The sequence below is a fragment of the Pseudomonas sp. 18173 genome (genome assembly GCF_050432945.1).
In the GTDB taxonomy this organism is placed as follows: domain Bacteria; phylum Pseudomonadota; class Gammaproteobacteria; order Pseudomonadales; family Pseudomonadaceae; genus Aquipseudomonas.
Map to the genome: position 1 here is coordinate 201802 of NZ_JBKFTN010000005.1, position 20923 is coordinate 222724.

Below are 20923 nucleotides of genomic sequence, written 5' to 3' on the forward strand. Positions count from 1 at the left end.
CGGACATTGACTGACAGAAACGCTTTGGAAGATCAGCATAGCCCGCTATAATCGCCCCCGTTTCAAAACGGTAACCTCTACTTGATACCGTTTTCCCGCCACCTGTCCGAGGGGCGCTGCAGCAGGCTAGACCTGTCAGGCTCGGATGGGGCGTTGCCAGGCCTTCATCGGCCCGACACTAAACGCACAACGGCGCCCATTCGCATACATTACGAATGGAGGCTCTTCATGAGCGCTGTCAACACGCCTGCAGATTTTACCGACTACAAAGTCGCCGACATGTCCCTGGCTGCCTGGGGCCGTCGCGAAACCATCATCGCCGAATCCGAAATGCCAGCCCTGATGGGTCTGCGTCGCAAGTACTCCGAAGAGCAACCGCTCAAGGGCGCGAAGATCCTCGGCTGCATCCACATGACCATTCAGACTGCCGTGCTGATCGAAACCCTGGTTGCCCTGGGTGCCGAAGTGCGCTGGTCGTCCTGCAACATTTTCTCGACTCAGGATCAGGCCGCCGCTTCCATTGCCGCTGCCGGCATCCCGGTTTTCGCCTGGAAAGGTGAAACCGAACAAGAGTACGAGTGGTGCCTGGAGCAAACCATCCTCAAGGATGGCCAGCCATGGGACGCCAACATGATCCTCGACGACGGCGGCGACCTGACCGAGCTGCTGCACAAGAAGTACCCACAGGTGCTGGATCGCGTCCACGGAGTGACCGAGGAAACCACCACCGGCGTTCACCGCCTGCTGGACATGCTGGCCAAGGGCGAGCTGAAAATCCCGGCCATCAACGTCAATGACTCGGTAACCAAGAGCAAGAACGACAACAAGTACGGCTGCCGTCACAGCCTGAACGATGCGATCAAGCGCGGTACCGACCACCTGCTGTCCGGCAAGCAAGCGCTGGTCATCGGCTACGGCGACGTGGGCAAGGGTTCCGCTCAGTCCCTGCGTCAGGAAGGCATGATCGTCAAAGTTTCCGAAGTCGACCCGATCTGCGCCATGCAAGCCTGCATGGACGGTTTCGAAGTGGTTTCGCCGTTCATCGACGGGATCAACAACGGCACCGAAGCAAGCATCGACAAGGCACTGCTGGGCAAGATCGACCTGATCGTGACCACCACCGGCAACGTCAATGTTTGCGATTCGAACATGCTCAAGGCCCTGAAGAAGCGCGCCGTTGTCTGCAACATCGGTCACTTCGACAACGAAATCGACACCGCTTTCATGCGCAAGAACTGGGCATGGGAAGAAGTGAAGCCACAGGTGCACAAGATCCACCGTACCGGCGCTGGTGATTTCGACCCACAGAACGACGACTACCTGATCCTGCTGGCCGAAGGCCGCCTGGTTAACCTGGGCAACGCAACCGGTCACCCAAGCCGCATCATGGACGGTTCGTTCGCCAACCAGGTCCTGGCCCAGATCTTCCTGTTCGGCCAGAAGTACGCCGACCTGTCGCCAGCCCAGAAAGCCGAGCGCCTGACCGTGGAAGTACTGCCGAAGAAACTCGACGAAGAAGTGGCCCTGGAAATGGTCCGTGGCTTCGGCGGCGTAGTGACTCAACTGACCAAGACCCAGGCCGACTACATCGGCGTGACCGTCGAAGGTCCGTTCAAGCCGCACGCCTACCGCTACTAAGAGCCCGGCTCTTCCTCTGCAGGAGCGAGCTTGCTCGCGATGGACGTTAACGAAAACGCGTGCTGTCTGGATAAATGCGTTGTTCTTGCGTTTTTCGCGAGCGAGCTCGCTCCTACAAGGGGTCAGCGTCCGCCTTACGTGTTTCCAAGGATATGACCATGTCCCAAGAACGTCGCTACAGCTTCGAGTTCTTCCCTACGAAGACCGATGCTGGGCATGAAAAGCTGCTCGCCACTGCTCGCCAGTTGGCCACCTACAACCCCGATTTCTTCTCCTGCACCTACGGCGCCGGCGGTTCGACCCGTGATCGCACGCTGAACACCGTGTTGCAGCTCGAAAGCGAAGTCAAAATCCCTGCCGCTCCGCACCTGTCCTGCGTGGGCGACAGCAAGGACGACCTGCGCGGTCTGCTGGCCCAGTACAAGGCCGCCGGCATCAAGCGCATCGTTGCCCTGCGCGGTGACCTGCCGTCCGGCATGGGCATGGCCAGTGGCGAACTGCGCCACGCCAATGACCTGGTTGAATTCATTCGTGAAGAAACCGGCGATCATTTCCACATCGAAGTCGCTGCTTACCCGGAGATGCATCCGCAAGCGCGCAACTTCGAAGACGATGTCGCCAATTTCGTGCGCAAGGCCAACGCCGGCGCCGACAGCGCGATCACCCAGTACTTCTTCAACGCCGACTGCTACTTCTACTTCGTGGAACGCGTGCGGGCGCTGGGCGTGGACATCCCGATCGTGCCGGGCATCATGCCGATCACCAACTACAGCAAGCTGGCACGCTTCTCCGATGCCTGCGGTGCGGAAATCCCGCGCTGGATCCGCAAGCAACTGGAAGCCTACGGCGACGACACCCAGAGCATTCAACGCTTTGGCGAACAGGTCATCACCGAGATGTGCGAACAACTGCTGCAAGGCGGCGCTCCAGGGCTGCACTTCTACACACTGAACCAGGCTGAAGCGAGCCTGGCGGTGTGGAATAACCTGAAGTTGCCGCGTTGAAGCAACTGCCAGTTCAAAGCTGACAGCTACCAGCAAGATCAATGGATCGTATTCTTCGGCAGCTCCTGTAGGAGCTTTCGCAGGGTGCGATCTTTTGCTTTCACGCACTGTTAATGTGCGGCAATCCACGGAGTTAGAGCATCTGCGGTCAGTTTCTGGCTCTTTGCGGCTTCTCGTCGTAATCTCAAGCACATGCCTTTGATCACGCAATTAATCGCCGTGCTTGTCTTCACTTGCCTGAGCTTCGCCGCCCGGGGCGAGAAGCTGCGCATTGTCACGGAACCGTGGGCGCCTTATGTCTACGAAGACAACGGCAAATCACTGGGCCTGGACTACGAAACCACCGCCATTGTCTTCAAGCGCCTGGGCATCGAAGTGGAATGGCAGTTCCTGCCATGGAAACGCTGCCTGTCGATGCTTGAATCCGGCCAGGCCGACGGCGCGCTGGACATCTTTCACAGCGATGAGCGCGATGCGACCCTGCTCTACCCCAGCGAACCACTGTCTGAAGTCCAGTTCGTGATGTTCTATGCCAATGAGCGGCCCCATCCGTTTCGCACCCTCGATGACTTGCGCGGCCTGACCATCGGCACTTCGCCGGGATACCTGTACAGCAAGGACTTCAGTGATTCGACGCTGTTCACCCGCGAACCGGCCCCCACCCATGAAGCCAACTTCGGCAAACTGGTGCGTGGGCGGATTGACCTGCTGATTACCGACCGCCGGGTCGGCCAGCATTTGCTCGATGAACTGGGCATCCGCGACAAGATCACCGAAAACCCCACGATCATCAGCCAGCAAAGCCAGTTTCTCGCGGTGCGGCGCAATGCGGGCATGGACCTGCTCGTGCAGCGTTTTGGCGCCGAACTCAAACGCTTCAAGCGCGAACCCGCCTACGCCGAACTGAGTGCCCGCTATGGCGCGGAACCGGCCGCCAGCATCAAGGCTGAAAAAGCCACGGCCGCCACGGAAAAAACCGTTGAGCAGCAGGAAAGCAGCGCGCAGTGATTGCTCTGTTATACTCCGGCCTTCCCGCCAGGCTCACGCCCGGACGCTCGGAATCGTTCAAGGCATCTCAACCCCGCTACTGCGCAGCTTCAGAGCCCGCGCGAGCGCTTGCAGGCGAGCCTTCGAGACCCAGCAGGACCGGACGGGATAGCGTCTCCTTAAACGCCATTCGCGCCAGGCAAGACTCCCATTGGGCCAAGCCCTAACTAAAACAGGATTACTCATGTCCTTTGCTTCCCTCGGTCTCTCCGAGGCTTTGGTCCGCGCTATCGAAGATGCGGGCTATACCGAGCCTACTCCGGTGCAACAGCGGGCCATTCCCGCCGTGTTGCAAGGTCGCGACCTGATGGTCGCGGCACAGACAGGTACTGGTAAAACCGGCGGTTTCGCCCTTCCGATCCTGGAGCGGTTGTTCCCCAACGGTCACCCGGACAAATCCCAGCGTCACGGCCCGCGCCAACCGCGCGTACTGGTCCTGACCCCCACCCGCGAACTCGCCGCGCAAGTGCATGAGAGCTTCAAGGTCTATGCCCGTGACCTGAAGTTCGTCAGCGCCTGCATTTTCGGCGGTGTCGGCATGAACCCGCAGGTTCAGGCCATGTCCCGCGGCGTAGACGTGCTGGTGGCCTGCCCCGGCCGCCTGCTCGACCTGGCCGGCCAAGGCAGCGTCGACCTGTCCCACGTGGAAATCCTCGTGCTGGACGAAGCCGACCGCATGCTCGACATGGGTTTCGTCCATGACGTGAAGAAAGTGCTGGCGCGTCTGCCGGCCAAACGCCAGAACCTGCTGTTCTCGGCGACCTTCTCCAAGGACATCACCGACCTCGCCGGCAAGCTGCTGCACAACCCGGAACGCATCGAAGTCACTCCGCCGAACACCACGGTCGAGCGCATCGAGCAACGCGTATTCCGTCTGCCGGCCAGCCACAAGCGCTCCTTGCTGGCCCACCTGATCACCGCCGGCGCCTGGGAACAGGTGCTGGTGTTCACCCGCACCAAGCACGGCGCCAACCGCCTGGCCGAGTACCTGGACAAACACGGCCTGAGCGCCGTCGCGATCCACGGCAACAAGAGCCAGAACGCCCGCACCAAAGCCCTGGCCGACTTCAAGGCCGGCACTGTGCGCATCCTGGTGGCCACCGACATCGCCGCCCGCGGCCTGGACATCGACCAATTGCCACACGTGGTCAACTTCGAACTGCCGAATGTCGATGAAGACTACGTGCACCGTATCGGTCGTACCGGCCGTGCCGGTCGTTCGGGCGAAGCGATTTCGCTGGTAGCTCCGGACGAAGAAAAACTGCTGAAAAGCATCGAACGCATGACCAAGCAGAAAATCGCCGATGGCGACCTGATGGGCTTCGATGCCAGCGCCGTGGAAGCCGAGAAACCTGAAGTGCGCGAGCGTCCGGACATGCGTAACCCGCGCAATCCGCGTGGCCCGCGTGGCGACGGTCCGAACGGCAGCGGTGGCGGTCGCAAGGACAAAGGCAAGGACAAGGGCAAGGAAAAACCGGCAGGTGAACGCGGTGAGCGACCTGCCCGTCAGCAAAAGCCTCGCGAAGGTACTCCGGCACGCGAACAGCGTCCGAGCCAACCGCCACGCGCCGCCGCTGATCGTGCACCGGACGAGTTCCTGGACGACGATATCGATAACTTCGGTAACCGCGTCGACTACGTGCCGCAGCAGAAACCCGCGCAAGGCCGTGGCCGCCGTCCGGGTGCTCCGGCACAAGGCACCGCAGCAGGTTCGGGCGCTCCACGTTCCGGCAAACCACAGGGTCGCCAGAGCGGTCCGCGCAACAGCGATGGCGCCAGCACCGGCACCCCGCCAGCCAAGCGTAACGGCCCTCGCAGTGGCGCACCGCGCGACGGCCAGGCCCGCCGCGAAGACTCGCGCAATCGCCGCCCGGCCCGTGACGACCAGCCGCGCTCCGAACCGGCCGTGCAGAACCCGCGCGGCCCGGCACCGAAGATCATGCACAAGGAGTCCAAAGCTGACCGCTTCCCGACACCTGAGCAGCTGGATCAATTGCCAAGCCGTCCTCGTGGTGAGAAACCAGCGCTGCTGACCCGCAATCGCTGAGTTATCGCTGCAATAAAAAATGCCCCGCACCAAAAGGTCCGGGGCATTTTTTATGCGTCACAAATGACCTGTAGGAGCGAGCTCGCTCGCGATGGTGGTCAACGATAACGTTGGTAACCTGACACCCCGCGGTGCTCTCGGGTTTCTCGCGAGCGAGCTCGCTCCTACAGGGTTATGTGGGGGGCAATAAAAAACGCCCACGCTCGTGTGAGCAGCGGGCGTTTTTTTGTCAGGCGCGAAAATTACTTCGCTTTGACACCTTCAAACGAGACGTACATTGCAACCGCGTCGGACGCTGGACCCAGGTCCATCATCTTGCCGAAATCAGAGCGCTTGATGTTGAAAGTGCCTTCGAAGCCTGCACGGTAGCCGCCCCATGGATCCTTGCCTTCACCCAGGAAAGTGGCCTTGACCACGACAGGCTTGGTTACGCCGGCAATAGTCAGGTCGCCCGCCACGTCGGCAGTGTCTTTGCCATCGGCGTTCTTGCCGGTGGATTTGACGCTGGTGGACACGAACGTGGCTTTAGGGAAATCAGCCACTTTCAGGAAGTCTTTGCTGGTGACGTGCTTGTCACGCTCAGCGTTGTTGGTGAAAACGCTGGCAGGATTGACGTTGAACTCGATCTTGCTGTCTTCTGGCTTGGTAGCGTCGAAGCTGAACTTGCCGTCGATGTCCTTGAAGGTACCGGTGATGTAGCTGTAGCCCAGGTGGCTGATCTTGAAGTTGACGAAGGCGTGCTGGCCTTGCTTGTCGACGGTGTAGTCAGCCGCCATCACATTGGCGGACAGCAGAGCGGAGCCGATTGCCAGAGCGGCGAGAGTCTTTTTCAACATGCTTTGTTTTCCTTGGGAGTCGAGGTTGAACTTCAGGCTTCGCGACCCAGCATTCGCTTGAGGGTCGCATCACGGTCGATAAAGTGGTGTTTCAATGCTGCCAACGCATGGAGGCCGGAAAAAATTACCAGCACCCACGCCAGGTAGAGGTGAATCGCACCGGCGTTATCTGCCTGGTCCGGCAGTCCGGAAATCAGGGCAGGCACTTCAAACCAGTCAAACACCGGAATCCCGACACCTTCTGCGGTGGAAATCAGGTAACCGGCAATCATCACGGCGAACAGACAGAGATACAGAAAGGCATGGCCGAACATGGCGCCCAGGCGCGTCAAGCGGCTGTAGCTGGTCAAGGTCGGTGGCGGTGGGCTGATGAAGCGCCACAACACCCTCAGCAGCATGACGCCCAGCAGGATCAAGCCAATGCTCTTGTGCAGATCCGGCCCGTCCTTGCGCCATGGGTCGTAATAGCCCAGGCCAACCATCCACAGCCCGAGGGCGAACAAACCGAATACGGCCAGTGCCACGCCCCAGTGCATGAAGATGCTGACCCAACCGTAGCGGGAGGTAGAGTTACGTAGCTGCATTGCCTAGATCCCTGTAAGTGCTGGCCCAAGACTATCGAGTTATCTATCGAATTAAAGCCGAAAATTTCGCTTTGAAATATCGAGAAATACGATCAAGAGTCTGAAACAGGCGAGTTAAGAAAAGATTAAAGGCTAATGTGTGTACAAAAATGTAGCGCAAATCAATAACACTTCTTGCAAAAGGTTTATTCGATTGTGAATCCGGATTTCTCCGGCCATAAAAAAACGCGGCATTTCTGCCGCGTTTTTTTTGACTCCAGGGCTTACTGCGCCTTGGTGTCCGTTGCCGGGGCTGCAGCAGGTTTGGCAGCCGGCTTCTTCGCTGGCTCAGCCTTCTTGACCGGTGCCTTGGCCGGGGCTTTTTTCGCCTCGGTCTTGGCTGACGGCTTGGCTGGCGCTTTGGCCGGAGCCTTTTTGGCTGGCTCGGTTTTTACCGGGGTCGCAGGCTTCGGTGCTTCCACCGGGGCCGGTGCGACGGCCGGGGCTGGCGCCGGAGCAGGCGCTGGCGGTGCAACGGGTTCAGGCGCCTTGACCGGCTCTGGCTTCTTCTCGTCATCCGAGCCGCCAAACAGGTTGCTGAAGAAATTGCCTTTCTTCGCCGCCACCGCGCCAGCGCCCGCCGCAGCGGCGGCCGGGACCACTTTCGCAGGTTCAAACGACTTGCCCGCCGCCAGGTCTTCAACCTGGCTGGCTGCACGCTGACCGGTGCGCAGCGCGCCTTCCAGGGTGCCAGGGTACAGGGTGTCGGTGTGTTCGCCGGCAAAGGCTACGCGCTGAACCGGACGTTCCCACAGGCGCCAGAACTTGCTGATCTGGCCCGGACCGAAGGCCAGGTAGGCGCCGCCAGTCGATGGGTCGGTGCTGTAGCGACGGATTTCATAACCGGTGAACGAACCGCGAGCCTGTGGATAGAACGCATGCAGGCGGATCAACACCTGGTCGACCATCTGCTTGTCGCCGAAAGCCTGCATCACCCGCGCGTTGTCGCCGGACAGGTTGATCACCACATTGGCGCCACCCTTCAGTGCAGGTTCGACCCACAGCATGCCCAGGCCGGTGTTGCTGAAAATCTCGCCAGACATGCGCGCCTTCGACTCCCACACCGGCGTCTTGAACTTCAGCATGATCTGGTCGCGCCAGCCGTAGTTGGTGCCCTTGATCGCCGCCAGGTGCTGGGCGTCCAGCGCCGGGGTCATCTGGATCTTGTTCAGCGCGCGCAGTGGCACGGCCAGTACGGCGTAGTCAGCCTGATAACTGACGTTGTCGACTTTGACGGTCACACCATCCTTGTCCTGAATGATCGCCGAGACCGGAGAGCTGGTCTTGATGGTTTTCAGCTGCTTGACAAAGGCCTGGGCCAGCACCGGGCTGCCACCGACCAGGCGCGAAGCACGCAGGTCACGATCGGAGACGCCACGGTAAACGCGGCTCTGCTGCGCGAAGTACAGCAGCGACAGGCGCGAAGGTTCGTCGTAGCGGGTACGGATCTGCTGGTTGATCAACTGGCGAGCGGTGGCCGGCAGGTTCTGCTTGTCGAGCCAGCTCGACACGTTCATCTGATCCAGCGCGTGCAGCGTGTTGTTGGCTGCCGGGTTCTGCGGGTCGTCGATCGAGCGCGCCAGATCGTCCACGGTCTTGTCGAAGCGCTTGAGCACCTCGGCGGTGGCCGGCTGTTTGGTCGCCAGATCGGCGGCGGAGAAATACTCGCCATCGATCAGGTAGCCAGGGGTGCGCACGAACTCAGGGGCTGGCGTGGTGCTCAGCTTGAAGTTCGATACGTACTTGTTCAGCACCGGTTGCGTCTTGTCATTGCCGATCCACTCGCCGGAGGCCATGCCGGAACGGCCGCCCAGGCTCGACTTGGCTTCCAGCAGGGTGACCTGCCAGCCCTTGTTCTGCAGTTCGTACGCGGCAGTCAGGCCCGACAGGCCGCCGCCGATCACGATCGCGGTTTTATCCTTGGCCAGCGCAGACACGCTGAACAGCCCCAACATCACCAGCGCACAGGCGCGCAGCCAACCGACAGACATTCAGCGAACTCCGGAATTACACGAGGAAAACAGCAGTTTTTGCGAGCCAGGCGGCTCAAGAACCGCGAAGGATACGTCAGCCTTCAAACACCCGCCAGCAACGTCTATCGGCCTGGATAAAGTAGTTCATTCGACACAATGGGTTGTCCCCGTGGCACGCATTGCATAGGCTTGCGCGATTGTTTGTCCGCGCAGGTTACGGACCGCCGCCAGGAGAGTGAAAATGGGCCTGAATAATCAGTGGATGCAACGCGATCTCGCCGTGCTATGGCATCCCTGCACCCAGATGAAAGATCACGAACAACTGCCGCTGATCCCGATCAGGCGCGGGGAAGGCGTGTGGCTGGAAGACTTCGAAGGCAAACGCTACCTCGATGCGGTCAGCTCCTGGTGGGTCAATGTGTTCGGGCATGCCAACCCGCGGATCAACCAGCGCATCAAGGATCAGGTCGATCAGCTCGAACATGTGATCCTTGCCGGTTTCAGTCATCAACCGGTGATCGAACTGTCCGAGCGTCTGGTGAAGATGACGCCGGAAGGCCTGACCCGGTGCTTCTACGCCGATAACGGTTCGTCCTGCATCGAAGTCGCGCTGAAAATGAGCTTTCACTACTGGCTCAATCGCGGTCAGCCGAACAAGAAGCGCTTCGTCACCCTGACCAACAGCTACCACGGCGAAACCATGGCGGCGATGTCGGTGGGCGACGTGCCGCTGTTCACCGAGACCTACAAGGCGTTGTTGATGGACACCATCAAGGTGCCGAGCCCGGACTGCTACCTGCGTCCCGAGGGCATGAGCTGGGAGGAGCATTCGCGCAACATGTTTGCGGCCATGGAACAGACCCTGGCCGAACACCACGACACGGTCGCGGCGGTGATCGTCGAGCCGCTGATCCAGGGTGCCGGTGGCATGCGCATGTACCACCCGGTGTACCTCAAGCTGCTGCGAGAGGCTTGCGACCGCTACGGCGTGCACCTGATCCACGACGAAATCGCCGTCGGCTTCGGCCGTACCGGGACGATGTTCGCCTGTGAACAGGCCGGCATCCGCCCTGACTTCCTGTGCCTGTCCAAGGCCCTGACCGGCGGCTATCTGCCGCTGGCGGCGTGCATGACCACCGACGAGGTCTACAGCGCCTTCTACGACGACTACCCGACCCTGCGCGCCTTCCTGCACTCCCACAGCTACACCGGCAACCCGCTGGCGTGCGCGGCGGCACTGGCGACCCTGGACATCTTCGAAGAAGACAACGTGATCGAGAACAACAAGGCCCTGGCGCAGCGCATGGCGACGTCCACGGCGCATCTGGTCGACCATCCGAACGTGTCCGAAGTACGCCAGACCGGCATGGTGCTGGCCATCGAGATGGTCAAGGACAAGGCCAGCAAGCAAGCGTATCCATGGCAGGAACGTCGCGGCCTGAAGGTGTTCCAGCACGCCCTGGAGCGCGGTGCCTTGCTGCGCCCACTGGGTAGCGTGGTGTATTTCCTGCCGCCGTATGTGATCACCCCGGAGCAGATCGACTTCCTGGCCGAAGTGGCCAGCGAAGGGATCGACATTGCGACCCGTGACAGCATCAGCGTGACGGTGCCGAAGGACTTCCATCCGGGGTTCCGTGATCCGGGTTGATTCGATTAATTCAGGATTTGTGGTGCCTGGACTGCCGCTTTCGCGAGCAAGCCCGCTCCCACAGGGAAATGCATTCCAATGTGGGAGCGGGCTTGCTCGCGAATGAAGTCAACACCGGTTTAACTGATTCACATTTTTCCAGAGATCCAGCATGAGACTGTCCCGCTTCTTCATCGACGCCCCCCTGAGCACCGGCGAGCACGAGTTGCCCGAAGCCCAGGCCCACTACATCGGCCGTGTGCTGCGCATGGCTGAAGGCGATGCACTGCAACTGTTCGACGGTTCCGGACACGAGTTTCGCGCCACGCTGGTCGAAGTCGGCAAGAAGCGCGTCGTGGTGCAGATCGATGAAAGCTTCGCCGGACAGATAGAGTCGCCGCTGCAAATCCATCTCGGCCAGGGCCTGTCCCGAGGCGAGCGCATGGACTGGGCGATTCAGAAAGCCACGGAACTGGGCGTCACTGAAATCACCCCGATCTTCACCGAACGCTGCGAAGTCCGGCTCAAGGACGAGCGCGCCGACAAGCGCCTGCTGCATTGGCGCCAGGTGGCGATCAGCGCTTGCGAGCAATGCGGGCGTTCAAGGGTGCCGGTGATTCACCCGCCGGTGCTGCTGGCGGATTGGCTGAAGCAGACGCAGGCTGAGTTGAAGCTGGTTTTACACCCGGTGGCCGAGCCGCTGGTGAGCCATGCCAAGCCTGCAACGCTGGCGTTCTTGATTGGGCCGGAGGGTGGTTTGTCCGATGCCGAGGTGGATCAGGCCAAGGGTGCCGGTTTCCATTCCGCACGCCTCGGCCCTCGGGTGTTGCGCACCGAGACCGCGCCGGTGGTGGCGTTGGCGGTGGCTCAGCAGCTTTGGGGGGACTTCTAGTCCGCCTTCGCGAGCAAGCTCGCTCCCACATTTGATCGGCGTTCACTGGAGATCCACTGTGGGAGCGAGCCTGCTCGCGAATGGCAGCAACGCGGTCTAGAGGACATAAAAGAAAATCGCCACAAAGTGCAGCAAACTCCCCGCAATCACGAACAGATGCCAGATTCCGTGGGCATGCCGTAGCCGGTCGTCCAGGGCAAAAAAGATGATCCCCACGGTGTACAACACGCCGCCTGATGCCAGCCACGCAAATCCGGCGCCGCCCAGCGCCGCAAGCAACGGCTTGACCGCCACCAACACAATCCAGCCCATCACCGCGTAAATCACGATCGACAGAATTCGCGCTTCCGAACGCGGCTTGATCTCCTGCAGGATGCCGATCAGCGCCAGCCCCCAGACAATCCCGAACAACGTCCAGCCCCACGGCCCGCGCAGGGTCACCAGGCAGAACGGCGTGTAGCTTCCGGCGATCAACAGATAGATCGAAAAGTGATCGACCTTCTTCATGATCGCTTTCTTGCGCCCGCGCACGCTGTGGTACACGGTCGATGCGCTGTAAAGCACCAGCAGGGTAAAGGCGTAGATCGCCATGCTGACAATCTTCCACGGGCTGCCATCGAGGCTGGCAAGCACAATCAGCCACACCCCTCCGACAAACGCCGCCACTGCCCCGACCAGATGCGTCCAGGCATTCAATCGTTCCCCGTGATACATGTGTTGCTCACCTCTAATTTCATTGCTGCAACGCGCAAGGCTCAGGCCTGGAGCGTAAAAGCGCAATGTTTCTGAACGACGGGCCCGGCGTAATTGGGCACAATCGAGTCATTCCAGAAAGAGTCCGGCCCATGCTGATCGATGAAGAGTTGACCCTGAAAAAACTCGAGGTGTTCCTGGCCTTCATGCGCACCGGCAATCTGGCACGCGCCGCTGCCGAGCTGCAGACCAGCAATGTCAGCGTGCATCGGGCGATCCACTCCCTGGAAAGCGCCCTGCGCTGCCCGTTGTTCAAGCACGAAGGGCGCAGCCTGACACCGCTGGAAAGTGCCTATGTGCTGGAAGAACGGGCGCAGAAGCTGATTCAGGATGTCGTCGAAAGCGTGCGCCTGACCCGCGAGGCCGCCGGGTTCTCGGCCGAACGCTTCAAACTGGGCTCGCTGTATTCACTGACGGTGAAGACCGTGCCGCAGCTGATCATGGGTTTGAAGATCCGCCGCAGCGAGCTCAACATCGACCTGATCCTGGGCTCCAACATCGACCTGCTCTACAAGCTCAAGAACATGGAAGTCGATGCGGCCCTGGTGTCGCTGGACGACAGCGTCAATGATCCGGATTGCGAGCACATCCCGCTGTTCTCCGACGACATCTTCCTCGCCACGCCCGCCGACTCCAGGTTTGCCCAGCGCACCGAAGTCGACCTGGCCGAGGTCCGCGACGAAACCTTCATCACCCTGACCCAAGGCTTCGCCACCCATCAGGACGGCAAGCGGGTATTCGAGCAGGCAGGGTTCGAGCCGAAGGTGGCGATGCAGGTCAACGACATCTTCACCCTGCTGAGCATGGTCAGTTCGGGCGTAGGTTATGCGTTGCTGCCGGGGCGGATTGCCGCGGTTTACGAGAACCGGGTGAAGCTGATCCCGTTGCAGGAAAAGTACCGCTTGCAGCAGCACATTGGCGTGGTGTTCCTGAAGGCCAAGGAGCGGGATCCGAACCTGCTGGCGTTGCTGGCGGAATGCCGGATGTATGCCAATCGGCAGCCTTGAAACCGGGTCGCGCCCTTCGCGAGCAAGCCCGCTCCCACATTTGACCGCATTCCAAATGTGGGAGCGGGCTTGCTCGCGAAGGCGTCAGATCTGACGATTCAGAATTTATAGCTACCCAACAATCCCCCGAACGATAAAGAACAACAGCGAAGGCCCCAGCAAGCAGCCCAACCCGGTATGGAACGTCGCGGTCAACGCGCCATAAGGCACCAGCCGCCGATCCGTCGCCGCCAAGCCGGCAGTCACGCCACTGACCGTCCCGGCCAGCCCACCGAACACCATCGCCGAGCGCGGGTTATCCAGGCCCATCCAGCGCGCCGCCATTGGCGTGCCGACCATCACCAGGATCGCCTTGATCAGGCCAGTGGCAATCGATAACGCCACGACATCGGAACTGGCGCCAATGGCCGCTCCGGTGACCGGCCCGACAATGTAAGTCACGGCACCGGCGCCAATAGTGGTCATGCTCACCGCATCGCGATAACCGAATGCCCAGGCCATGCACGCGCCGACAATAAACGGCAGCACCGTGCCCAACAGCAGTGCGATCACGCCGATCAAGCCGGCTTTTTTCGCTTCGGTTGCCTGCACCTCGAATGCCGTGGCGACGATGGCGAAGTCCCGCAGCATGGCACCACCCATCAAGCCAATGCCGGAAAACAGCGTCAAGTCCGCCAGGCCCTTTTGCCCACCGGTCATCGTGCCCCCGACCCAGGCGAGCACCAGGCCGATGACGATGGCAATCGCCGACCCGTGGATACGCCCGAAGGTCAGGCGTTTGGAAAGAATGACCGACACCCACATGATGATGCCGACAAACGCGAATGCGGTGACCAGGCTGTTGGTTGCCAGGCCTTTCTCAATGAGTTCCCACATGTCAGCGACCTCCTGCCGGAGTGCCAACCGGCGCTACATCCGCCGGTTCATCGGGCAAGGGCTCGCCCTTGTGGGTCCGGCTGATCAGGGCAATGGTGCAACCGCAGACCACCACCGAACCGATCGCCGCCAGCACTGCCACCGGACCGCCGTGCAGCGCCGTGACCACGTTTTGTTGCGCCGCCATCGCCACCACCACCGGGATGTACATGGCGCCCCAGAAGCCGACGCCCATCTCGCAATCCCTGGTCATGCCGCCACGTTTTTGCATCCACAACCGGGCGCAAATCAGCAGGATCATCGCGATCCCGACACCGCCGACGTTTGACTTAACGCCCAGCAATACACCGAGCAAGTCACCCATGATCACCCCTGCCAGCGTACAGATCGCCAACAGCGCCACACCGTAAATAATCATTGTTGTAGTCCTCAAAGTGCATTTCGAATGTTGTTTTTGTTGTTCGAAGCCTGAGTCGGCGATTCAAGAGTGACGGCTTCCCTCCTCACGCATCAGCGCCTGCAAGGTATCGAGCCGCGCACCGTCGAAGGCAATCACGGTGCCCTGCTCGAACACCCGGCGCGCCAGCCCGGTCAACACCGCACCGGGCGGCAGTTCGATCTGTAGACGTACCCCGCGTTCGTAGGCGCTTTGTACCGTGCCGCGCCAATCGACGATGCGGCACATGTTGAAGGCCAGGTCGTCACGCAAGGCTTCGGGTTTGATCAGCGGACGCGCACGACTGCCGCTCAGGTAACCGATTTTTGGTGTATTCAGCGACACGTTGGCGAAGGCGTCGGCCAGTCGTTGCGCAGGGACCTCAAGCAACGGGCAATGGGACGGCACGCTCACGGCCAGACGCTTGGCCAAGCCGGCTCCGCAACCTTTCGCCAGCTCGGCCACCGCCCTCATCGCCACGTCGCTCCCGGCAATCACCACCTGGTTATCGGCGTTGATGTTGGCCAGATAAACCGGCATTTCCGTGCTGTGCACCCGGGCCAGCAACCCCTCCACCGTGACCAGGTCCAGACCGATGATGGCGGTCATGCCGTAGCCCTGTGGATAAGCCTGCTGCATCAGCTCACCGCGCAGGCTGACCAGATGCAGTGCATCGCTGAAACTCAAGGCACCGGCCACCACTGCGGCCGGGTAGGCGCCGATCGACAAGCCGGCCACGTAGTCCGGGGTCATGCCCAACTGGCGTGAAGCGGCGACGCCGGCGATCAGCAGGCAAAGCTGGACCGCCCTCGTCGACTGCAGCGCCTCGGCAGAATCCAGCTGCGTCACCGCTTCACCGAGCAGCTCGCTTGCCTCGTCCAACGTTTCCCGAGGCAAACGCGCCAGCATGCCGGGTTGTTGCGCACCCTGGCCGGGAAACACCAGCAAGCTGCTCACGCTGCTTGCTCCTGTGGATTCCACGGATCGGTGACCAGGCTGGCATGAGTGGCACTTTTCAACAGGACCCGCGGCGAAGTACCGGCCCACTCGCGCAGGGCGACGGCGCCCGACGGTGTTTGCAGTTGCAGGTCCACGCGGCACACGGCCGTGTCCAGGATGGCCACCAACGCCTGCGCATCGACACGACTCAACGGACGTGGCGTACGCAGGATCAGATCGAGATCGCTGCCCTCGTGCAATGCGGCAAACCCGCTGGCCAACTCGAACCCGGCGCTGCCACTGACACCCCAGGTCCAGCCACTGTCATCGAGGTGCGGACGCAGCTGCGCCAAGGCTCGCAGCGCCGGGAAATCCCGCAGGCCTTGAACATGGCACAGCGCTTCCGGCCGCACCCGCCGCGTGACGGCGGCGACTTCCATTTGCGCGGCAAATCGCTGTTCGCGCAACGGCCCGCGTACGCCCACCGCCACCTGCCCCACCGCGCTCAAGGCGCGACGAACCACCACCGGCTGGCCCGCACCGATCGACTCGATCACCCACGCAGGCGCATCCGCAGGCAACTGCTGCGGGGTCATGCCCCACAGCAGGTCGTGAGCCAGAAGCGCATTCACCACTGCGCTCTCAGCAATTGGCGAACCTTGCCCGACGCCGCACGGTTGGCCGCACCAAGACGACCGCTGAGATCCGTGCCCTTCTCGGCGATGTCACCCATCGCCTGGCTCAGGCACTCGGTCACTCGCGCCAGATCCACCGCAGTCGGCTGCTCGATCTGTTCCACCGACAAGGTTTCCCACAGCAGCCCGAGGCTGGCATAGCTGTCGATGTCATAGGCCATCGGCGGCACGCTGGCGGCGAAGGCTTCGAGTTCTTCAACGCTGCGCAAGGTCACCCGCGCCGCCGACGCCTTGCCCATTGCATGCACCATCACGCCCGGATCGCGCAGGGCGATCAAGCGATTGGCCTGATAACCGTGGGCCAGAAACGCTCCGGACATGGCCTTGCCCACCAGCAAACCGATGACCGCATGGCCGGCCAGGCGGGCACGGGCATAACTGTCCGCCGCAGCGGCCAGCGCCTGATGAATGCCAAGGGCTTCCTCGCGTCGACCGTAAGCCTGGCTCGGCACGTCGACGATGGCGACCAGAGCGCGCTTTTGTGCCTTGTCCTGATCGGCGGCAATGACTTCATCCACGGCCTTGGCCAAACCCCAGCCTTCGAGCAAACCCACTTCGCCGTTGCGTGCCCGGACGAAGCGGTTTTCGGGGTCAGCCACCACCGCGATGTAACGCACAGGCTGATCGCCCAGCACGCCGTCCGCGGCCTTCAGCGAAGCAGGCAAACTCTCGACCGGTTTTGCCCCGGCACTCAAGGCGTTGAACCAGTTCAAACCACGCAGGGAATACGAACTCATGGGCGTTCTCCTTGGTACAGATCGCGAACCACCGACGGCTCGATTTGCGGTGCGGCGTCCAGACGCGCCAGGCGTTGCAGGAACAACCCGGCCTGACGGCTGCGGGGTTGCGCCGGCAGACCTTGCTTGAGCCATTCACCAGCCTGCTGGCGGATCTGCGCCACGTCGTCAGCGACATAGCCGTCCGCCAGACCACTGGCAAAGCGCTGCTCGCCACCGGTCAGGCTCCAGATGAAAGGCCGGTCGCGGGAGTCGTATTCCTCGAGTCCGGCTTCCTGCTCGATCACCTGCGGGCCGTTCAGGCCGAGTCGCGCTTCCTGGGTCACCAACAGGTAGCTGCACAACCCGGCGGCAATCGACATGCCGCCAAAGCAACCGACGCTGCCCGCCACGACACCGACCACGGGTTGGTATTGCTGCAGGTCGACAATTGCCGCATGGATGTCGGCAATCGCCGCGAGGCCGAGGTTGGCTTCCTGCAACCGCACGCCACCGGTTTCCAGCAGCAGCACCGCGCGGGTCGGGATGCCATTGCGGTTGTCTTCGGCAGCCAGTTCCAGTGCGCCGGCAATTTTTGCTCCGCCGACTTCACCGAGGCTGCCGCCCTGGAACGCACCTTCGATGGCCGCGACCACCACGGGCAGGCCAGCAAGACTGCCCTTGGCGATCACCACGCCGTCGTCGGCTTGCGGGACCACGCCCTGGCGCTCGAGCCACGGCGACATGATGCGCTGGAACGGGTCAAGCAATTCGCGGAAGGTCCCGGCGTCGAGCAGGGCCCTGGCCCGTTGCCGGGCGCCGAGTTCGACGAAGCTGTGCTTGTTCAGTAAAGAGGCGCTGTCAGTCATGGCCGATCTCCTCGAAGCCCTGTTCCAGGCGCAGGCGCACCACGCCCGGTGTCGCGCCGAAATCATGGATGTCGATGGCCATCGCCGGCGGCGTCTGGCCGTCGAACATCCGTGCGAACAGATGCTGCCAGCGTTGTTCGCTGCCATTGACCGAGGTCTGCACGTTGATCGTCAGCTTGCCGGCCTGACCCGGTTCGATCAGCACTTCCAGATCGCCCGAGCCGACACAACCCACCAGCGTGCGGCCGCGTGGTGGCTGCCCGGCGGGGAATTCAAAGGATAAGGTTTCCATCAAAACACTTCCGTTCTTGAATGGCAGAGGATGAGGCCGTCGTCCGACTCGATACGGTCGATGAACAGGCAGGCTGCGAGCAAGTCCGCAGCACCACCGGGCGAGGCATTCAACGCGATCAGTTGTTGGTCCAGTTCATACAGGCGGCGACGTCCGCCGAGGCTGGCACTGCCACCCGCATCGAGCACCGCCCGGGCGCCCCGCTGCATGGTGTTCAGCCCCTCTTCACCCGCGCGGTAAAGCACGCAGGTGTCGGCCAGATTGGTCATGATCGCCAACAGTGCATCGAGCCGGGCGTTTTGCTCGCCGTGACCTGCGTCGCGGCTGCGGCGCAGTTGTGGCAACGCACGTTGCACCACCGCCGGGAAGCCCAGTTGCGCTTCTTCACGGGCACCCCGTGCGCCGAAACGCTGGGCGACTTGAGCGCCGTGGCTCAGCGGGCGCGGCGCGTGACGGTCGTCGAGCAACGCCAGGCGCGCGGCACGAATCGAAACGCTGCTTGCAGCCGTTGACCTGGGGTCCAGCGCAACGGCCGTGACCAACAAGCCCAAGGCCCAGATAGCCCCGCGGTGGGTGTTCACACCGCCGGTGGTGTCGAGCATCGCTTGCTCGCCTTCGCGACCGATGCGACCCACGGCTTCGCGCAGCGGCAATCCGACTTCGCCGAACTCGATGGCTGCTTCAGCCATTTCTTTAAAGGCCGGCCACAAGGACAGCGCCGAAGCGTGCATCAGCCCCAGGTGCAGATCGGTGTGGGCGCCATTGCCGCGACGGTCGACCAGTGCCGGTTTCGGCGACAGATCAGCCTCGTCGATCAGCGCGTCCACCGCGAGGTCTGCCAGCCGTTCGGCCAGGCTCAGGGTTTTGGTTTGCAGGTTGAGTGCGTGCATTACCAGCTCCTGAACTTGGCGGGCGGGTTGTACAGGCCACCGGACCATTCCACCAGATCGGCCACGCTTTTCGCCGCGAGCAGTTCGCGGGTGGCGTCGGTGCGGCGGATGCCGAGGTCTTCGGGCAAGGCAATCAGGCCTTCACGGCGCATGCGCGCGGTGTCCTTGGGGTTGTGACGCAGGCCGATGGCGGTCACCCCGGCGACGGCGGCGATCATCGCCTGGCGTTCCTCCAGCGAGCGCGCCTTGTACAGATAGGCGATGCCTTCTTCGGTCAGCAGGTGCGTGACGTCGTCGCCATAGACCATGATCGGTGCCAGGGGCATGCCGCTTTTCTTCGCCACATCCACCGCATCGAGGGTTTCAACGAAGGTCGGCTTGCCGCCCTCCTGGAAGGTCTCGACCATCTGCACCACGAGTTTTTTACCGCGCTCGAGCATCGGCTCGGCCACGTCGGTGTTGCGCATGTCGAGCCAGGCTGGCGTACCGTGACGACGACCGCGCGGGTCGTGGCCCATGTTCGGTGCACCGCCGAAACCAGCCAGGCGTCCACGGGTGACGGTGGAGGAATGACCGTCGCCATCGACCTGCAACGTCGCGCCGATGAACAGGTCCACGGCGTATTGCCCGGCCAGTTGGCTGAACATCCGGTTGGAGCGCAGGGAGCCGTCGCGCCCGGTAAAGAACACATCCGGCCGCGCCGCAATGTAGTGCTCCATCCCCAGCTCGGTGCCAAAACAATGCACGCTTTCGACCCAGCCGCTTTCAATCGCCGGAATCAGGGTCGGGTGCGGGTTGAGTGTCCAGTTGCGGCAGATCTTGCCCTTGAGGCCGAGGGATTCGCCGTAGGTTGGCAGGATCAATTCGATGGCGGCGGTGTTGAAACCGATGCCGTGATTCAGCGACTGCACGTTGTGTTTTTCGTAGATCCCACGGATCGCCATCATCGCCATCAGCACGTGAACGGGCTTGATGTGCCGGGGGTCGCGGGTGAACAGCGGTTCGATGTAGAACGGCTTGTCGGCCACCACCACGAAATCGACCCAGGAGGCGGGAATGTCTACCCGCGGCAGGTCGCTGACGTCGTCCACCAACTGGTTGACCTGGACGATGACGATGCCGTCGCTGAAGGCCGCCGGTTCGATCAGTGCCGGGGTGTCCTCGGTGCTCGGCCCGGTGTAGATGTTGCCGGCACGGTCGGCCATGAACCCGGCCGACAACACGACGTTGGGAATCAGGTCCACCACCAGCCGTGCGTAGAGTTCGATGTAGGTGTGGATCGCACCGATTTCCAGCAGGCCGTCTTCGAGCAACTGGCTGATGCGCAGGCTCTGGGTGCCGGCAAAAGAGAAGTCGAGCTTGCGGGCGATGCCGCGTTCGAACAGGTCCAGGTGCTCGGCGCGGCCGACGCTGGGCATGATCATGTGCAGGTCATGCAGCTTCGCGGGGTCGGCCTTGGCCAGCGAGCGCGAAAGGAAATCAGCCTGCTTCTGGTTGTTGCCTTCGAGCACCACACGGTCGCCGGGCAGGATCAACGCCTCCAGCGCCGCGACGATGTTGTCGGTGGGCAACACCACACCGTCGGCAAGACCTCGCACCAGCTCGAGGCGCCGCTGCTTTTCGCTGCGCCGCCGCGTCCATCGCGAGTCGGGGGATATTGTTGTTGTCATGACCACTCCACGGGTTCGCTGTCGTGGGGATCACCTTAGGAGTGTTGGGTGGGGGCATCAATCAAGCAGAGCGGTGGATCGTTACGCTTAGGG

The 20923-nt window shown here is 61.8% G+C and carries 20 protein-coding genes and 1 riboswitch; of the genes, 7 read left to right on the forward strand and 13 right to left on the reverse strand.

Annotation, left to right across the window (positions count from 1 at the left end):
* Window positions 1–102 precede the first annotated feature (102 nt).
* Window positions 103–205: riboswitch (S-adenosyl-L-homocysteine riboswitch) on the forward strand.
* A gap of 23 nt (window positions 206–228) precedes the next feature.
* The 4 genes from ahcY to ACLD1X_RS07955 all read left to right on the forward strand — a co-directional run bounded on the left by ahcY (window position 229) and on the right by ACLD1X_RS07955 (window position 5736).
* Window positions 229–1638 (forward strand): adenosylhomocysteinase, encoded by a 1410-nt coding sequence (gene ahcY / locus ACLD1X_RS07940; protein WP_085716412.1) that lies wholly within the window; start codon window positions 229–231, stop codon window positions 1636–1638.
* Window positions 1639–1796: 158 nt separating this feature from the next.
* The gene (gene metF, locus ACLD1X_RS07945; protein WP_429366840.1) at window positions 1797–2642 is read left to right on the forward strand and encodes a methylenetetrahydrofolate reductase [NAD(P)H]; all 846 of its coding nucleotides are present in this window, start codon (window positions 1797–1799) and stop codon (window positions 2640–2642) included.
* 192 nt (window positions 2643–2834) lie between these two features.
* Entirely contained in the window at window positions 2835–3650 is an 816-nt protein-coding gene (locus ACLD1X_RS07950; RefSeq protein WP_429366841.1) for a substrate-binding periplasmic protein, read from the forward strand.
* 223 nt (window positions 3651–3873) lie between these two features.
* Window positions 3874–5736, forward strand: coding sequence for a DEAD/DEAH box helicase (locus tag ACLD1X_RS07955; protein ID WP_429366842.1), 1863 nt, complete (start codon window positions 3874–3876; stop codon window positions 5734–5736).
* A gap of 242 nt (window positions 5737–5978) precedes the next feature.
* Here the strand turns inward: ACLD1X_RS07955 and ACLD1X_RS07960 are convergent, their stop codons facing one another.
* From ACLD1X_RS07960 to ACLD1X_RS07970, 3 genes are all read right to left on the reverse strand, one after another.
* Window positions 5979–6572, reverse strand: coding sequence for a YceI family protein (locus tag ACLD1X_RS07960; RefSeq protein ID WP_429366843.1), 594 nt, complete (start codon window positions 6570–6572; stop codon window positions 5979–5981).
* Window positions 6573–6604: 32 nt separating this feature from the next.
* Window positions 6605–7156 (reverse strand): cytochrome b, encoded by a 552-nt coding sequence (locus tag ACLD1X_RS07965; protein ID WP_429366844.1) that lies wholly within the window; start codon window positions 7154–7156, stop codon window positions 6605–6607.
* A gap of 263 nt (window positions 7157–7419) precedes the next feature.
* Entirely contained in the window at window positions 7420–9186 is a 1767-nt protein-coding gene (locus tag ACLD1X_RS07970; protein ID WP_429366845.1) for a flavin monoamine oxidase family protein, read from the reverse strand.
* 223 nt (window positions 9187–9409) lie between these two features.
* Between ACLD1X_RS07970 and ACLD1X_RS07975 the strand changes: the two genes are divergently transcribed.
* Window positions 9410–10816 (forward strand): adenosylmethionine--8-amino-7-oxononanoate transaminase, encoded by a 1407-nt coding sequence (locus ACLD1X_RS07975; protein WP_429366846.1) that lies wholly within the window; start codon window positions 9410–9412, stop codon window positions 10814–10816.
* A gap of 151 nt (window positions 10817–10967) precedes the next feature.
* A complete protein-coding gene (locus ACLD1X_RS07980) occupies window positions 10968–11687 on the forward strand; it encodes a 16S rRNA (uracil(1498)-N(3))-methyltransferase (RefSeq protein ID WP_429366847.1) in 720 nt (239 codons plus the stop codon).
* A 96-nt stretch (window positions 11688–11783) separates the two neighbouring features.
* Here ACLD1X_RS07980 and trhA read toward each other — a convergent pair whose 3' ends face one another.
* Entirely contained in the window at window positions 11784–12401 is a 618-nt protein-coding gene (gene trhA, locus ACLD1X_RS07985; RefSeq protein ID WP_429366848.1) for a PAQR family membrane homeostasis protein TrhA, read from the reverse strand.
* Window positions 12402–12532: 131 nt separating this feature from the next.
* On the opposite strand from trhA, the gene ACLD1X_RS07990 reads away from it, so the two are divergent.
* Complete coding sequence (locus tag ACLD1X_RS07990; protein WP_429366849.1) at window positions 12533–13447, forward strand: LysR family transcriptional regulator; 915 nt, start codon at window positions 12533–12535, stop codon at window positions 13445–13447.
* A gap of 111 nt (window positions 13448–13558) precedes the next feature.
* Here the strand turns inward: ACLD1X_RS07990 and madM are convergent, their stop codons facing one another.
* The 9 genes from madM to mdcA form a co-directional block, all read right to left on the reverse strand.
* On the reverse strand, window positions 13559–14323 hold the full coding sequence (madM, locus tag ACLD1X_RS07995) for a malonate transporter subunit MadM (RefSeq protein ID WP_429366850.1): 765 nt from the start codon (window positions 14321–14323) through the stop codon (window positions 13559–13561).
* Window position 14324: 1 nt separating this feature from the next.
* Entirely contained in the window at window positions 14325–14741 is a 417-nt protein-coding gene (gene madL / locus ACLD1X_RS08000; RefSeq protein ID WP_429366851.1) for a malonate transporter subunit MadL, read from the reverse strand.
* A 63-nt stretch (window positions 14742–14804) separates the two neighbouring features.
* The gene (gene mdcH, locus ACLD1X_RS08005) at window positions 14805–15716 is read right to left on the reverse strand and encodes a malonate decarboxylase subunit epsilon (RefSeq protein WP_429366852.1); all 912 of its coding nucleotides are present in this window, start codon (window positions 15714–15716) and stop codon (window positions 14805–14807) included.
* Entirely contained in the window at window positions 15713–16333 is a 621-nt protein-coding gene (locus tag ACLD1X_RS08010; protein WP_429366853.1) for a malonate decarboxylase holo-ACP synthase, read from the reverse strand. The genes mdcH and ACLD1X_RS08010 overlap by 4 nt, the downstream gene beginning before the upstream one ends.
* Window positions 16327–17130, reverse strand: a complete 804-nt coding sequence (mdcE, locus tag ACLD1X_RS08015; protein WP_429366854.1) for a biotin-independent malonate decarboxylase subunit gamma — start codon at window positions 17128–17130, stop codon at window positions 16327–16329. Before mdcE ends, ACLD1X_RS08010 begins: the two co-directional genes overlap by 7 nt.
* Window positions 17127–17978 (reverse strand): biotin-independent malonate decarboxylase subunit beta, encoded by an 852-nt coding sequence (locus tag ACLD1X_RS08020; RefSeq protein WP_429366855.1) that lies wholly within the window; start codon window positions 17976–17978, stop codon window positions 17127–17129. Before ACLD1X_RS08020 ends, mdcE begins: the two co-directional genes overlap by 4 nt.
* Window positions 17971–18270, reverse strand: coding sequence for a malonate decarboxylase subunit delta (locus tag ACLD1X_RS08025; protein ID WP_008001147.1), 300 nt, complete (start codon window positions 18268–18270; stop codon window positions 17971–17973). The genes ACLD1X_RS08020 and ACLD1X_RS08025 overlap by 8 nt, the downstream gene beginning before the upstream one ends.
* Window positions 18270–19160: a triphosphoribosyl-dephospho-CoA synthase gene (locus tag ACLD1X_RS08030; RefSeq protein ID WP_429366856.1), complete on the reverse strand. Its 891-nt coding sequence runs from the start codon at window positions 19158–19160 to the stop codon at window positions 18270–18272. The genes ACLD1X_RS08025 and ACLD1X_RS08030 overlap by 1 nt, the downstream gene beginning before the upstream one ends.
* Window positions 19160–20830, reverse strand: a complete 1671-nt coding sequence (mdcA, locus tag ACLD1X_RS08035) for a malonate decarboxylase subunit alpha (RefSeq protein WP_429366857.1) — start codon at window positions 20828–20830, stop codon at window positions 19160–19162. Before mdcA ends, ACLD1X_RS08030 begins: the two co-directional genes overlap by 1 nt.
* Between the last annotated feature and the right edge of the window lie 93 nt (window positions 20831–20923).

What these genes read in the sequence shown, in the direction of transcription:
- ahcY (WP_085716412.1), top strand. Translation starts at nt 229, where the DNA reads ATGAGCGCTGTCAACACGCCTGCAGATTTTACCGACTACAAAGTCGCC.
- metF (WP_429366840.1), top strand. Translation starts at nt 1,797, where the DNA reads ATGTCCCAAGAACGTCGCTACAGCTTCGAGTTCTTCCCTACGAAGACC.
- ACLD1X_RS07950 (WP_429366841.1), top strand. Translation starts at nt 2,835, where the DNA reads ATGCCTTTGATCACGCAATTAATCGCCGTGCTTGTCTTCACTTGCCTG.
- ACLD1X_RS07955 (WP_429366842.1), top strand. Translation starts at nt 3,874, where the DNA reads ATGTCCTTTGCTTCCCTCGGTCTCTCCGAGGCTTTGGTCCGCGCTATC.
- ACLD1X_RS07960 (WP_429366843.1), bottom strand. Translation starts at nt 6,572, where the DNA reads ATGTTGAAAAAGACTCTCGCCGCTCTGGCAATCGGCTCCGCTCTGCTG.
- ACLD1X_RS07965 (WP_429366844.1), bottom strand. Translation starts at nt 7,156, where the DNA reads ATGCAGCTACGTAACTCTACCTCCCGCTACGGTTGGGTCAGCATCTTC.
- ACLD1X_RS07970 (WP_429366845.1), bottom strand. Translation starts at nt 9,186, where the DNA reads ATGTCTGTCGGTTGGCTGCGCGCCTGTGCGCTGGTGATGTTGGGGCTG.
- ACLD1X_RS07975 (WP_429366846.1), top strand. Translation starts at nt 9,410, where the DNA reads ATGGGCCTGAATAATCAGTGGATGCAACGCGATCTCGCCGTGCTATGG.
- ACLD1X_RS07980 (WP_429366847.1), top strand. Translation starts at nt 10,968, where the DNA reads ATGAGACTGTCCCGCTTCTTCATCGACGCCCCCCTGAGCACCGGCGAG.
- trhA (WP_429366848.1), bottom strand. Translation starts at nt 12,401, where the DNA reads ATGTATCACGGGGAACGATTGAATGCCTGGACGCATCTGGTCGGGGCA.
- ACLD1X_RS07990 (WP_429366849.1), top strand. Translation starts at nt 12,533, where the DNA reads ATGCTGATCGATGAAGAGTTGACCCTGAAAAAACTCGAGGTGTTCCTG.
- madM (WP_429366850.1), bottom strand. Translation starts at nt 14,323, where the DNA reads ATGTGGGAACTCATTGAGAAAGGCCTGGCAACCAACAGCCTGGTCACC.
- madL (WP_429366851.1), bottom strand. Translation starts at nt 14,741, where the DNA reads ATGATTATTTACGGTGTGGCGCTGTTGGCGATCTGTACGCTGGCAGGG.
- mdcE (WP_429366854.1), bottom strand. Translation starts at nt 17,130, where the DNA reads ATGAGTTCGTATTCCCTGCGTGGTTTGAACTGGTTCAACGCCTTGAGT.
- ACLD1X_RS08020 (WP_429366855.1), bottom strand. Translation starts at nt 17,978, where the DNA reads ATGACTGACAGCGCCTCTTTACTGAACAAGCACAGCTTCGTCGAACTC.
- ACLD1X_RS08025 (WP_008001147.1), bottom strand. Translation starts at nt 18,270, where the DNA reads ATGGAAACCTTATCCTTTGAATTCCCCGCCGGGCAGCCACCACGCGGC.
- ACLD1X_RS08030 (WP_429366856.1), bottom strand. Translation starts at nt 19,160, where the DNA reads ATGCACGCACTCAACCTGCAAACCAAAACCCTGAGCCTGGCCGAACGG.
- mdcA (WP_429366857.1), bottom strand. Translation starts at nt 20,830, where the DNA reads ATGACAACAACAATATCCCCCGACTCGCGATGGACGCGGCGGCGCAGC.